The sequence below is a fragment of the Streptomyces sp. NBC_00525 genome (assembly GCF_036346595.1).
Lineage (GTDB): Bacteria > Actinomycetota > Actinomycetes > Streptomycetales > Streptomycetaceae > Streptomyces.
The window spans coordinates 1,194,397-1,207,469 of sequence record NZ_CP107834.1; the positions used below are offsets into that span (position 1 = coordinate 1,194,397).

The window sequence follows — 13,073 nt, forward strand, 5'->3', positions numbered from 1 at the left end:
GGCCTCCGGTCCCGCGCGGGGTCAGCCGGCGAGTGCGTCCAGGGCGCGGTCCACGTCGTCGTCGGTGTTGTAGAGGTGGAAGGACACGCGCAGATTGCCGGCCCGTCCGGCGACCATCACCCCGGCCCGCTGGAGTCCGGGCGCCCGGTCCCCGAGTCCGGGTACGGCGACGACGACGGTGTCGGCCGGCACGGCGGGGTGGCCCAGCTCCGCGACCCCGGTGCGGAAGCGGTCGGCGAGCTTGATCGCGTGGTCGTGCAGCGCCTCGACGCCGATCCCGGTGAGCAGGGCGAGGGACTGGGCCGCGCCGTGGTACGAGAGGTAGGCGGGCGACTCGTCGAAGCGTCGGGCGTCGTCGGCGAGCCGGGCGACCGGTCCGTAGGTGCTGCCCGGCTTCGCGGCGGCGGCCCAGCTCGCGTGCACCGGGACCAGGCTGTCCTGCGCCTGCGGGGCGACGGTGAGGAACGAGGCGCCGCGCGGGCACAGCAGGTACTTGAAGCCGGCGGTGACCGTGTAGTCCCAGGCCCCGGCGTCCAGCGGCAGCCAGCCGGCGGACTGGGTGGCGTCCAGCAGGGTCCGGGCGCCGTGGGCCGAGGCGGCGGCGCGGACCGCGTCCAGGTCGGCGCGCCGGCCGTCCGCCGACTGCACGGACGAGAACGCGACGAGCGCGGTGGTGGGGCGTACGGCGTCGGCCAGCTCCGCCAGCGGCACGTACCGCAGGGCGAGGTCGCCGCGGGCCGCGAACGGGGTGACGACCGAGGTGAACTCGCCCTCGGGCGCGAGCACTTCGGCGCCGGGCGGCAGTGAGGCCGCGACCAGACCGACGTGGGCGGAGACCGAGCTGCCCACGGCGACCCGGTCGGCCGGGACGCCCGCGATCCGCGCGAAGCCCTCCCGAGCCCCTTCCACCGCCTCCGCGTCGCCGGAGCCGTCCCGGCTGCCGCCGGCGTTCTCGTCGACGAGGGCCTTCACGGCGGTGACGGCGCGGCGGGGCAGCAGCCCGCAGGTGGAGGTGTTGAGGTAGGTGGTCTCGGGGGCGAACTCGGCGGCCACGGCACGGCTGAGCGAAGAGGTCGTCATACGCTCAGCCTGCGCCCTCCCCGACCTGGGGTCAATTGACAAGAATTCACGGAAAACCCCAAGCAACGCTTATGCGTGGGCGCCACCGCACCCCCGCGCAGCGCCCCCGGCCGCGCCGTCTCCGGGGCGGGTCAGGCGTTCCCGGCCGCGCTCGGGACCTCGCAGGCACCGTCGGCGTCGCAGGCCGCCGCGTCGCCGGCGGCGGTCACCGGGCGGTCCTTCCACGCCTGCTCCAGGGCCTGGGTGAAGACCTCGGCGGGCTGGCCGCCGGAGATGCCGTAGCGCCGGTCGAACACGAAGAACGGCACGGCGTTGGCGCCGAGCGCGGACGCCTCCTCCTCATCGGCGCGCACCTCGGCGGCGTACGCGTCGGGGTCCGCGAGCACGGCACGCGCCTCGTCGGCGTCGAGCCCCGCCTCCACGGCCAGCTCCAGCAGCACGGTGTCGTCGAAGACGGACCGCTCCTCGGCGAAGTTGGCCCGGTAGGCGAGGGTCAGCAGCTCGTCCTGGCGGCCCCGTGCCTTGGCCAGGTGGAGCAGCCGGTGGATGTCGAAGGTGTTGCCGTGGTCGCGGCCCTCGGTGCGGTAGCCGAGCCCCTCGGCCTGCGCGTTGGCCGCGACGTTGGCCTCCATCGCGCGGGCCTCGTCGGGGGTGCGCCCGTACTTGCGCGCGAGCATGCCGATGACCTGCTCGGTGTCGCCCTTGGCGCGGGTGGGGTCGAGTTCGAAGGACCGGTGCACCACCTCGACGTCGTCGCGGTGGGCGAAGTCCGCCAGCCCCTTCTCGAAGCGTGCCTTGCCGATGTAGCACCAGGGGCAGGCGATGTCGCTCCAGATCTCGACGCGCATGACTCTTCTTCTCTCCGTACTCTTCGGTGACTGCCGGCCGCTGTCCGGTGACGGCCGGCGCGGCGCGGAGCAGAGCCGCGCTCCACTCCCCCGCCCAACGCCCGACGCGCCCGCGCCATTCCCGGACGTCAGCCGCCGTCGCGCAGGTCGGCCGTGCCGCGGGGCCGGAAGGCGATCCGGTCGAAGGTCACCTCGCAGCCCTCGCCCGTGGGTGACTGGGCGAGGAAGCCGATGGCGGCGGTGGCCGCCCGCTCCGCGGTGCCGAGGGTGAAGACGCGGACGAAGGTCCACCGCTCGCCGTCGGCCGAGGCGTGGAAGGCGAAGGCGCTGCCCGTACGGCTCAGGCGCAGCCAGTGGGTGTCGCCGTCCACGACGGAGGAGTTGACGTCGTCCGAGTGGCCGCGGGTGACCACCGTGCAGATGGTCGGGCGGTCCGGGGACAGTTCCAGGCAGAGCTTGGCCCATTCCCGCTCGCCGGTGTGGAGGTAGAGCACCCCGGCGTCGAAGGCGGCGGCGAAGCCGACGCGCACCCGTGCGATCAGCTGGAAGTCGCCGGGCGGGGCGGTGCCGAGGAGCCGGGGCGCGTCGCTCGCCGGGTCCAGGCTGTCGCCGCCCGGCGGGACGAACCGGTCCTGGCGGGCGCCGGCCCGGCCGGTGAGCGCGCCGTTCTCGTACGTCCAGCCGCCCTCGGGGCCGTACGGCCGGAGCGGGAAGGGGAGTTCGGGGAGGTTCATGCCGGGCGTCCGTCCACGCGGCGGGGCAGGCCCAGCGGGTTGTCCTCGCGCAGCTCCGGCGGGAGGAGGGCGTCGGGGGTGGTCTGGTAGCTGACCGGGCGCAGCCAGCGCTCGATGGCGGTGGCGCCGACCGAGGTGGAGGTGGAGGTGGTGGCCGGGTAGGGGCCGCCGTGGTGCTGGGCGGGGGCGACGGCGACGCCGGTGGGCCAGCCGTTGACGAGGACGCGTCCGGCGAGCGGGGTGAGGGCGGCCAGGAGGCCGGCGGCGGCGCCGCGGGACTCGTCGTCGGCGATGTGGAGGGTGGCGGTGAGGTTGCCGGGGAGCCGGGACAGGACGGCGGTGATCTCGTCGTCGCAGGCGTAGCGGGCGATGACGGTGACCGGGCCGAAGCACTCCTCCAGGAGCGCGTCGTGCGGGCCCTCGGTGGTGAGGAGGCGGGCCGGGACGGTCAGGAATCCGGCGGCCACGGTGTGCGCGTCGCCCGCGCCGGGGGCGACGGGGGCGGCCACGTCCGGCAGGGCGGTCCGCGCGGTGACCCCGGCGAGGAAGGCGTCGCGCATCCGGTGGTCGAGCAGGACCCCGGCGCCGGTGCCGGCGACCGCGTCGGTGAGGGACTTCAGCAGGCGGTCGCCGCCCTCCCCCTCGGGCACCAGGACGAATCCGGGCTTGGTGCAGAACTGGCCCACGCCCATGGTCATCGAGGCGGCCAGGCCCGCGCCGATCTCCTCGCCGCGTTCGGCGGCGGCGGCGCCGGTGACGACGACGGGGTTGAGGGAGCCGAGTTCGCCGTGGAAGGGGATCGGGACGGGCCGGGCGGCGGCCGCGTCGAACAGGGCGCGTCCGCCGCGTACCGAGCCGGTGAACCCGGCGGCGGCGACCAGCGGGTGCCGGACGAGGGCGACCCCGGCGTCGAAGCCGTGCACGAGGGTGACGACGTCCTCGGGCAGTCCGCTCTCCGCCGCGGCCTCGCGCAGGAGGGCGGCGCACAGCTCGGAGGTGGCCGGGTGGTCGGGGTGCGCCTTGACGACGACGGGGCAGCCGGCCGCGAGGGCGCTGGCGGTGTCGCCGCCGGGCACGGAGAAGGCGAGCGGGAAGTTGCTGGCGGCGTAAACGGCGACGACGCCGAGCGGGATCTTGTAGCGGCGCAGGTCGGGCCACGGCGGGGTGCGGGTGGCGTCCGCGTGGTCGATGTGGATGTCGAGGTAGGCGCCCTCCTCGACGACCTCCGCGAAGGCGCGCAACTGGGCGGCGGTGCGGGCGAGTTCGCCGTTCAGCCGGGCCGGCCCGAGGGCCGTCTCGGCGTCGGCGGCCGTCACGACGCGGTCGGCTGCCGCGGTCAGGTGCTCGGCGGCGGTGCGCAGGAACGCGGCGCGCGTGGCACGGTCGGCGAGGGAGTCGCGTACCGCGTGGGCGGCGCGGACCGCGCGGTCGACGTCCGCGGCTGTGGCCTCCGCCGCAACCTGCTCGCGCGGGTTCCCGCTGCGGGGGTCGACGCTCCAGACTGGTGCTGCTGCCACCGTGTTTCCTTCCGCTCCACTGCCGCACATCAGAAGTCGTCCGGTATAAGCTGTTCGGTATTCTGAACAGCGTTCCTGAACGTGAATGTGAAGCGACTCTATTTCCGGGCGTTCGGTGTTGGCAAGAAGTCGCAGGGTTTCGTCGGCGGGCTGAAAGGGGCACAGGGCGATGTCGGTTCCCGAGTCGGGTGGGGCACAGGTCAAGTCCGCGGTACGGACGGTGGAACTGCTGGAGTACTTCGCCGGGCGGCCGGGCATGCACTCGCTCGCCGCGGTCCAGGAGGCCGTGGGCTACCCGAAGTCCAGCCTCTACATGCTGCTGCGCACCCTGGTCGAGCTGGGCTGGGTGGAGACGGACGCCACGGGCACGCGGTACGGGATCGGCGTACGGGCCCTGCTGGTCGGCACCTCCTACATCGACGGCGACGAGGTGGTCGCCGCGGCCCGCCCCACCCTCGACCGGCTCTCCGACGACACCACGGAGACCATCCACCTCGCCCGGCTCGACGGAACGAACGTGGTCTACCTGGCGACCCGTCAGTCCCAGCACTATCTGCGCCCCTTCACCCGCGTCGGCCGCCGGCTGCCCGCGCACTCCACCTCGCTCGGCAAGGCGCTGCTGGCGACCTACAGCGACGAGCAGGTCCGCAAGATGCTCCCCGAGACGCTGCCCGCGCTGACCGAGCACACCCTGACCGACCGCGAGAAGCTCATCGAGGAGCTGCACCGAATCCGCGAGCAGGGGTACGCGGTGGACCGCGAGGAGAACACGCTGGGGCTGCGCTGCTTCGGCGTCGCCGTCCCGTACCGCACCCCGGCCCGCGACGCCATCAGCTGCTCCGTCCCGGTCGCCCGGCTCACGCCCGCGCACGAACAGCTCGTCAAGGACGCCCTGTTCGACGCGCGCGACCGGCTGACGCTGGCCACCCGCAGGCTCTGACCGGGTACGACCGGCCGGTCCGTCTCCGCCGCGCGGCGGAGACGGATCATCGCCCGGCAGGACGTGCCGGAGCGCGCCGCCCGGCAGCGTGGGGGCCATGACGCAGACCTCCGCCGCACCGCCCGCGCCCGTACCCTCCACCCGCTCCCCGCGCGCCCTGCTGCGCGCCGTCGCCATCGCCTCCTGCCTGCCGTACATGGCGCTCAAGGCGGCCTGGGTGGCGGGCAGCCGGATCGGCGTCCCGGACGGCAGCGTGCTGCTCGACCACCCCACCACCATGGCCGTCGCCAACGCCGGAACGCTGCTGATGGACGGCGCGGTCGTGGTCCTCGCCCTGCTGCTCACCCGGCCCTGGGGGACGCGGGTGCCCGCCTGGCTGCTCGCGCTGCCGATGTGGACGGCGACCGGGCTACTGCTGCCGATCATGGCCGGCTACCCGCTGCAACTGCTGGTCGGAGCCCTGGGCGGCGAGACCACCGGCGGGGGCGGGGCGAGCCGGCCCTTCCTGGACGAGTGGGTCTTCGGCGTCGTCTACACCGGCTTCATCGTCCAGGGCCTGGCCCTGGGCACCCTCTTCGCGCTGTACACCCGCGACCGCTGGGGCCACCTCTGGCAGGGCACCCTGCGCGACCTGCCGGACAGCCCCACCGCCCCCGCGCTGCGGGCCGGGGCGGTCGCCGCCTCACTGCTCGCGCTGGTGCCCGGCCTCCTCCACGTGCTGTGGGCGTGCGGGGTGACGGCGGGGCTGAGCCAGGACCGGATCGCGGAGCGCACCAGCGGTTTCCACGTCCTCGAAGCGGTCTACGCGCTGTTCGTGGCGGTCGGGGTCGCCGGGGTGCTGCTCCTCGCCTTCCGCCGGTCCGCGCTGCCGCTGTGGGTGCCGCTCGCGCTGGGCTGGGGCGGCTCGGGGGCGACGGCCTGCTGGGGCGGCTGGATGAGCGTCGGCGCGCTGGCCGGCAACGACGACCTCGGCCAACAGCCCACCACCGCCATGGTGTTGATCTACGTTGTCCAGATGCTCGTCGGCACACTGATGGTGACCGCGGGCGCGTACTTCCTGACGGAGCGCGCGGCCGGGACACGGGGCGCCCCCGCATGAGGGCGCTCATCGGCCGGCGCGCCCGTCTGCGCTGGCTGCACCTGATCATCGGCGGCGCGCTGCTGATGCCGTACTTCCTGGTCGGCACGGTCGTCGTCGGCCTGTACGCACCCGAGACCAACACCTTCGCCTCGCTCCCCGCGACCTTCTCCGCCTTCGGCTACGCCCTGCCGATGGCCGCCGTCACCGCGCTGCTGCCCACCGCCCGGCCGCTGTCGGTGGCCGCCGCGCGCGCCCTGTGCGACCCGGCCCCGGACCGGCCGCTGGCGGACGGGCCCGGCCGCTCCCGGCAGGCCCGGGTGCGTACGGCGGCCTGGTTCACCCTGCACGTCGGGCTCGGCGGCGTCATCAGCGGCATGACGCTGGCGCTCGTCCCCTTCGCCCTGTGCGTCATGGCGCTGCCGCTGTTCCCGGCCCTGCGCGCGTCCGACGACTGGAACTTCGACGCCGTCCGGGACCAGCCCTGGCTGCTGGCCCTCGCTCCCCCGGCCGGGGCGGCCATGCTCGTCGCGCTGGCCTGCTGTGCGGCGGCGGCCGGGGCGCTGCTGGCCGGCCGGGCCCCGGTGCTGCTCGGGCCCACTCCGGACGACCGGCTGGCCGCCGCCGAACGCCGGGCCGCCGAGCTGGCCGTGCGCAACCGCCTCGCCCGCGAGCTGCACGACTCGGTCGGCCACGCGCTGAGCGCCGTCACGCTGCAGGCGGGCGCCGCCCGCCGGGTGCTGGACAGCGACCCCGAGTTCGCCCGGCAGGCGCTCACCGCGATCGAGGAGACCACCCGCCGCACCGTGGGCGAACTCGACGCCGTCCTCGGCCTGTTGCGGCAGGGCGCGGACGGCCCGGACGCCCTCGCGGGCCCTGGCCTGGACGCGCTCGGCGACCTGCTGGCCCGGTGCGGGGTGCCCGTAGGGTACGAGACGGACGGCGACCCCGGCACGGTGCCGGGGCCGGTGTCCGCCGAGGCGTACCGGATCGTGCAGGAAGGGCTCAGCAACGCCCTGCGGCACGGCGCCGCAGGCGCGCCGGCCCGGCTGCGGATCGCCATCGGCCCCCGCGAGCTGACGATCGTCCTGGACAGCACGCTGCCCCCGTACGCCCCCGCCACGCGCCCCGGCGGCGGACGCGGCCTGACCGGTGTCACCGAGCGCGCCCTGCTGCTCGGCGGCACCACCGCGGCCGGTCCGCGCGACGACGGCGTGTGGCGGCTGTCCGCCCGGCTGCCCCTGCCCCACCCCGCGAAGGAGCGACGATGAGCACCCCGGTCCGCATAGTCCTGGCCGACGACGAACGGATGGTGCGCACCGCGCTGCGGGCCATCCTGGACGCGGAGGACGGCCTGGAGGTCGTCGGCGAGGCGGCGACCGGCGCCGAGGCGGTGTCCGTGGTGCGGGCGCTGCGGCCCGACGTGGTGCTGATGGATGTGCGGATGCCCGAGACGGACGGCATCCGGGCCACCGAGCAGATCCTGGCCGGTCTCGACCCGGCGCCGCGCATCGTGGTCGTCACCACCTTCGAGCACGACGCCTATGTGTACGAGGCGCTGCGGGCCGGGGCCGCGGGCTTCCTGCTGAAGCGGGTGGCGGCGGAGGAGCTGGTGCAGGCGGTACGGCTGGTGGCCTGCGGCGACTCGCTGCTCTTCCCGTCCGCCGTACGGCAGCTCGCCGCCTCCTACGGCCCGGCGCGGCCGACCCCCGCCCCGCCGTGGGCCGCCCGGCTCACCGAGCGGGAGGCGCAGGTGCTGCGGCTGATGGCGGCCGGGCTGACCAACGCGGAGATCGCCGACCGGCTCGCGGTGGGTTCGGCGACGGCCAAGTCGCATGTGGCGGCGGTCCTCGCGAAGACCGGCGCCCGCGACCGCACCCAGGCGGTCATCGCGGCGTACGAGTCGGGGTTCATCACCCCCGGCTGAGCGTGCGGCCGTCCCCGTCGCGCACCCCCCGTGTCGAAGCGCTTGCGGAACGCGGTACGCTCACGCCCCGCCCCGCCCGCGAGGGACGTGGGGGCGGGGACGTACCCGGACGGTCCGGGCGGGCGAGCGCGAGGGACGAGGTAGCTGTGGGCACAGCCGTCGACGATGCCGCCGCCGAGTTCCACGCGTTCTTCGAGGCCCATTACGCCGAGCTGGCCCGCCTCGCCCATCTGCTGACCGGCGAGGCCGACGCGGCCGACGATCTGGCGGCGGACGCGCTGCTCGCGCTCTGGCACCGCTGGGACCGGGTCCGCGAGGCCGGGCATCCGGTGGCGTACGCGCGGGGTGTGGTGGCGAACCTGGCCAGGACCCGTATCCGCAGCGCGGTCCGCGAGCGGCGCCGGATCGCGCTGTTCTGGGGGCCGCGCGGCGGCGCGGACGACGGGGCGGCCGAGGGGCCGGACGTGCCGGCGGTGATGGATGTGCGGGAGGCGCTGCGGCGGCTGCCGTTCCGCAAGCGCGCCTGTGTGGTGCTGCGGCACGCCTTCGACCTGTCGGAGCGGGACACCTCGCTGGCGCTGGGGATCTCGGTGGGTACGGTCAAGAGCCAGACCTCGCGCGCCGTCGCGGAACTGCAGCGGCTGCTGGGGCCCGAGACGCCCGCCGCTCAGGTACGGGTGGCCGTCGCGGCGCAGCGCAGCGGAGGAGAGCGGTGAGGGACGAGGAACTGTCCGGGCTGCTGCGGGAGGCCGCCGAGGCCCACCGCCCCGACCGGGCCCGGATGCTGGCCCGCGTCGAGCGCGGGACGGCCGGGGAGCGCCCGGCGGCGAGGAGGGTGCGTCCGCCGCGCGCCGTTCGTCCGTGGCTGCGGGTCGCCGGGGCGACGGCGGCGGTGTGCGGGGTGCTGGCGGCGGGCGCGTTCGCGGTCACCTCGGCGGGCGACGACGGCGGGGCGCGCGGCGACCGGGTCGCGGCGGCGCCCTCCGGCCAGCCGGTCTCCCCCTCCCCCGCTGCTTCGGCGGCGCGGCGGGGCCCGGCCGGGCTCGACGGGCTGCGGCCGGAGAACGGGCCGCTGTGGACGGGCGGGGTGATCGACCCGCACTCCAACCCGTACTGGGCGCAGAGCAATGTGACGCTGCGGACCACCGAGCCGCTGTCGGCGCTCACCGTGGAGCTGCGGGTCGCGCAGACCGGCGGGGTGAACACCACGGGCTCCTGGCGCTCGCTGCCCGAGACGGACTTCGCCGTGTCGGTGAACGAGAGCGGTGGCTATCTGGTCTACCGGTGGACGCTGCGGACCGGGCGGAAGGTCCCGGCCGGTACGCACACGTTCGCCGGGCAGTACAACCACGCCGAGGGCGACCGGGACGCGCGCGGCGACTACGTGACCGCGCACGCCGTCCGGGTCTCGGGGCAGAAGGCCGCGGTGGGCGACCGCTTCCGCCGCGACGGCTGACCCGTCGGTCGCCCCGGCGGTCACCCCTGCGGGCGCCAGTCGCCGAGCCAGGCGGCCGGGGTGTGCAGGCGTGCCTCGGCCGGGGTGAGCCGGGGGCGGTTGGCGGGGACGGTGACGCGGGCGCCGGGGCCCGTGTTGCGGTACTCGGCGAAGCGCTGTTCCTGCCAGGGGAAGCCGGCCGACATGGTGCCGTAGGGCTCGTCGGTGTCGATGCCGGCGCCGAGGTGGCTGTCGCGGACGGTCAGCATGGGGTGGGCGGTGGGGTCGGAGGACGGCACCCAGGGCCGGGCCAGCTTGAAGTATCCGGCGGGGGCGGTGCTGGTGACGCGGGAGCGCAGGACCAGGAAGCCGTGCGGGTTCGCGCCCGCGGTGCTGGGCGCGAAGACGAAGCCGTGCGGCGGGGCGGCCAGGTCGGGGCGGGCCAGGGTGCGGAAGTGGCAGCGGTCCAGGACGGCCGTGGCGCGGCCGAAGACGAAGTCGACGTCCCCCTCCACGTAACAGTCGCGGTAGTACTGCCGGGCGAAGACGCCGAGGGACGGGGAGTCGGCGTAGAGGGTGTCCTGGTGGCCCAGGAAGCGGCAGTCGAGGAACGCCGAGCGGTCACCGGTCACCTTGACGGCCACGGCCTGGGTGCCGGTCCAGTCGGGGTGGTCGGCGCGCAGCCAGTCGTTGGCGAAGGTCAGCCGGCGGGCGGTGAGTCCGGCGGGCCGGGCGGTGACGGTGGCGGAGCCGCTGGTGCCGTGGGTGCCCGAGCCGTCGGGGCGCGGGGTGCCGTTGGCGTTGTCGTACACGATGACGGTGTCGCGCGGGTCGTCGCCGGCGCCGATGAGGGTGAGCCCGGTCCGGTCGGCCGGGATGTCCACGGTCTCCCGGTAGGTGCCGGGGGCGATGACCAGGGTGCGGCCGGTGCCGGTGGCGGCGTCCACGGCGGCCTGGACGGTGCGGTGGTCGCCCCGGCCGCGCGCGTCCACATAGAGGAACGAGGGGTCGGGGCGGCGGTCGGGCGAGCCGTGCCGGCCGAACGGGCGGCCGTGGGCCCGGACGGGGGCGGCGCCGAGGGCGAGGGCGGTGGCGGAGCCGGCGAGGAGGGCCAGGGCGGTGCGGCGGGTGGGCATGGGGTGCTCCAACTTCCGTGCGCGGGGCGGAGAAGGGGCCCCGCCGGCGCCGCTGCGGCGCCGGCGGGGTTTGCGGGGGCGGGGCCGGGATCAGGCGCCGGGCAGCCGGCCGGAGCCCGCGCCGAGGCCCACGACCAGGGGCACGAGGAGCGGGTGGTCGATCCGGTTGCGCAGGGTCGGCGTCCAGCCGGCGCCCGGCGTGAGCTGCTCCTCCGGCACGCCGGCGTTGTGGACGGCGATCAGGTCGGTGCGGCGGCCGTTGACCCAGTTGTCGGCGGCGGTCAGCGTGGACTCGGACCACTTCTTGAGGATCTTGGCCTTGTCGAACTCGCGGCTCAGGGTGAAGGCGTTGTGCTCCGCGACGAGTTGGGATTCGGCGCCGATGCCGTAGGAGTAGCCGTAGACGCTGCCCTTCGTGGCGACGAAGTGGTTGTTGTACGAGTCGACCCGGCCGAAGCGGACGCGGGGCGCGCGCTCGTTGACGTCCTTGAACAGGTTGTGGTGCAGGGTGACGCGGAGCTTGCCCCGGTCGGTGGCCCCGGCCTTGTCGCTGTTGCCGAGGAGCATCGTCTTGTCGTGGTCCTTGAGGACGTTCCAGGAGACGGTGACCAGGTCGGCGCCCTTGACGATGTCGAAGAGGCCGTCGTGCTGCTGGTACAGCTCGCCGAAGTAGCGGGGCTGCTCGGCGTCGGGGCGGTCGCCGTCGCTGAAGGTGTTGTGGTCGACCCAGACGTGGTCGGAGCCGTACACGACGAGGTTGTCGTACTCGGAGTTCCAGTGTCCGGTGTCGCCGTCGGTCGGGTCCCACTGCGGGAAGCAGTCGTAGGTGTCCTGGAAGTCGATGTTGCGGACGATGACGTTGGAGACGTTCTGGATCTGGATCGAGGCGCCGATGATCTCGGCGTCCCGGCCGACGCCGATCAGGGTGGTGTTGGACGGCACGTAGACGTTGACGGCGGCCTTCTGAAGCTTGGCGGAGGCCAGCCGGGCGTCCTCCATCGGCCCGGCGGGCACCTCGTCGCGGCCCCAGGTGGCGGGGTCGTAGGCGGCGAGGTACTTGTCCAGCGTGTATCCGTCCGTCTGGTACGCCTCGCAGTCGATGGGGTTGCCCTCGGCGTCGGCGTTGCCGTGGATCGTGCCGGCGACCCGGACGATCTTCGGCGCGTCACCGGCGTCCTCGAACGCGGCGATGAGTTCGGCGCGGTTGCGGACGGTGTAGACGTGGTCGGGGGTGGCGGCGGCGCCGCCGGTGGTGGAGCCCTCGGCGGAGGCCCAGCCGTCGCCCTCGGCGAGCACGGCGCGTTCGGCGCCCTTCTTGCCGTGGGAGTGGGAGTGGGAGTGGGCGGAGGACGCCTGCGCGGGGACGCTCAGGGCGAGCGCCAGCGAGGCGCAGCCCATCGCGACGGCGATGGCACGGGCGTGCGTTCTGCGTGCGGACATGACAAATCCTCGGTTCTGGTGCGGGACCGGTGGGAAAGGAGGGAAGGGGGTGAGGGTCGGGGTGACGGGCGGGGTGGGGCGCGGGGTCAGGCCGGCGGCCAGCCGATCCTCGACTCCGGGATGCGGGCGCCGAGGCGGCGCAGTTCGTGCGGGGCGAGGACCCGTGCGCCGAGCAGGGCGCGGGCCGTCATCCGGGCCACCTCGATGGCGCCGGCGGGCCGGAAGTGGGTGTTGTCCTGGCGGCCGTCCGGGTAGTTCGGGGACTCGCCGGGCGCCAGGTGGTTGAAGTACGCCTCGGTGCCCTCGGGGCCGAGTTCCTGCCAGCGGGCGAGGGTGCGGGCCTGCAGGTCGAGGAGCGGCACCCGTTCCTCGGCGGCCAGGGCGCGCATGGCGGCCGGATACTCACCGTGGGTGGGCTTCGCCGTGCCGTCCGCGGCGAAGCTGCGGCGCTCGACGGGGGTGAGCAGGACGGGCCGGGCGTGCCGGGCGCGGGCCCGGGCGATGTACTGCCGCAGACAGTCCTGGTAGGTGGTGTACGGGTCGGTGCCGCGCGCCGGGTCCGTCGTCTTCTCGTCGTTGTGGCCGAACTGGATCAGCAGGAGGTCGCCCGCGCGGACCCGCTCCAGCAGGGCGGCGAGCCGTCCCTCGTCGATGAAGCTCTTGGAACTGCGGCCGTTCATGGCGTGGTTGGCGACGGTGAGGCCGTGTCCGAGGAAGAACGGCAGGGCCATGCCCCAGCCGGTCTCGGGTGCGGCGTCGGCGTACTTCTGGGCGGCCGTTGAGTCGCCCGCGATGTGCACGGTGCGGGTGCGGCGGGCGGGGCCGTGCGCCGCCGCGGGAGTGGCGGCGAGCGCCAGGGGCAGGGCGGCGAGGGCGGCCGCGGTCTGCCTGCGGGTGAGTGACACGGGGGTACTGCCTCTCTCTCGGGTGCGTTGCGC

13 protein-coding genes are annotated in these 13,073 nt (G+C 75.0%); 6 read left to right on the forward strand and 7 right to left on the reverse strand.

From position 1 onward, the window contains the following. Window positions 1–21: 21 nt before the first annotated feature. The 4 genes from OG710_RS05280 to OG710_RS05295 all read right to left on the reverse strand — a co-directional run bounded on the left by OG710_RS05280 (window position 22) and on the right by OG710_RS05295 (window position 4,179). On the reverse strand, window positions 22–1,080 hold the full coding sequence (locus OG710_RS05280) for an aminotransferase class V-fold PLP-dependent enzyme (RefSeq protein ID WP_330238284.1): 1,059 nt from the start codon (window positions 1,078–1,080) through the stop codon (window positions 22–24). Window positions 1,081–1,211: 131 nt separating this feature from the next. Then, window positions 1,212–1,928, reverse strand: a complete 717-nt coding sequence (locus OG710_RS05285; RefSeq protein WP_330238285.1) for a DsbA family oxidoreductase — start codon at window positions 1,926–1,928, stop codon at window positions 1,212–1,214. A gap of 128 nt (window positions 1,929–2,056) precedes the next feature. Further along, a complete protein-coding gene (locus OG710_RS05290) occupies window positions 2,057–2,662 on the reverse strand; it encodes a DUF1349 domain-containing protein (protein WP_330238286.1) in 606 nt (201 codons plus the stop codon). After that, on the reverse strand, window positions 2,659–4,179 hold the full coding sequence (locus OG710_RS05295) for an aldehyde dehydrogenase (NADP(+)) (RefSeq protein WP_330238287.1): 1,521 nt from the start codon (window positions 4,177–4,179) through the stop codon (window positions 2,659–2,661). The genes OG710_RS05290 and OG710_RS05295 overlap by 4 nt, the downstream gene beginning before the upstream one ends. Before the next feature lie 169 nt (window positions 4,180–4,348). Between OG710_RS05295 and OG710_RS05300 the strand changes: the two genes are divergently transcribed. From OG710_RS05300 to OG710_RS05325, 6 genes are all read left to right on the forward strand, one after another. Beyond that, complete coding sequence (locus OG710_RS05300; protein WP_330238288.1) at window positions 4,349–5,119, forward strand: IclR family transcriptional regulator; 771 nt, start codon at window positions 4,349–4,351, stop codon at window positions 5,117–5,119. Window positions 5,120–5,216: 97 nt separating this feature from the next. After that, window positions 5,217–6,218: a hypothetical protein gene (locus tag OG710_RS05305; protein WP_330238289.1), complete on the forward strand. Its 1,002-nt coding sequence runs from the start codon at window positions 5,217–5,219 to the stop codon at window positions 6,216–6,218. Further along, on the forward strand, window positions 6,215–7,468 hold the full coding sequence (locus OG710_RS05310; RefSeq protein WP_330238290.1) for a sensor histidine kinase: 1,254 nt from the start codon (window positions 6,215–6,217) through the stop codon (window positions 7,466–7,468). Before OG710_RS05305 ends, OG710_RS05310 begins: the two co-directional genes overlap by 4 nt. Next, entirely contained in the window at window positions 7,465–8,124 is a 660-nt protein-coding gene (locus tag OG710_RS05315) for a response regulator transcription factor (protein ID WP_330238291.1), read from the forward strand. Before OG710_RS05310 ends, OG710_RS05315 begins: the two co-directional genes overlap by 4 nt. A 146-nt stretch (window positions 8,125–8,270) precedes the next feature. Then, window positions 8,271–8,840 (forward strand): SigE family RNA polymerase sigma factor, encoded by a 570-nt coding sequence (locus tag OG710_RS05320; RefSeq protein WP_330238292.1) that lies wholly within the window; start codon window positions 8,271–8,273, stop codon window positions 8,838–8,840. Next, window positions 8,837–9,580 (forward strand): hypothetical protein, encoded by a 744-nt coding sequence (locus OG710_RS05325; protein WP_330238293.1) that lies wholly within the window; start codon window positions 8,837–8,839, stop codon window positions 9,578–9,580. The genes OG710_RS05320 and OG710_RS05325 overlap by 4 nt, the downstream gene beginning before the upstream one ends. 20 nt (window positions 9,581–9,600) lie before the next feature. Here the strand turns inward: OG710_RS05325 and OG710_RS05330 are convergent, their stop codons facing one another. From OG710_RS05330 to OG710_RS05340, 3 genes are all read right to left on the reverse strand, one after another. After that, window positions 9,601–10,695 (reverse strand): pectinesterase family protein, encoded by a 1,095-nt coding sequence (locus tag OG710_RS05330; RefSeq protein WP_330238294.1) that lies wholly within the window; start codon window positions 10,693–10,695, stop codon window positions 9,601–9,603. A 90-nt stretch (window positions 10,696–10,785) separates the two neighbouring features. Next, the gene (locus tag OG710_RS05335; protein WP_330238295.1) at window positions 10,786–12,135 is read right to left on the reverse strand and encodes a pectate lyase family protein; all 1,350 of its coding nucleotides are present in this window, start codon (window positions 12,133–12,135) and stop codon (window positions 10,786–10,788) included. Between the two features lie 86 nt (window positions 12,136–12,221). After that, a complete protein-coding gene (locus OG710_RS05340; protein ID WP_330238296.1) occupies window positions 12,222–13,040 on the reverse strand; it encodes a rhamnogalacturonan acetylesterase in 819 nt (272 codons plus the stop codon). Between the last annotated feature and the right edge of the window lie 33 nt (window positions 13,041–13,073).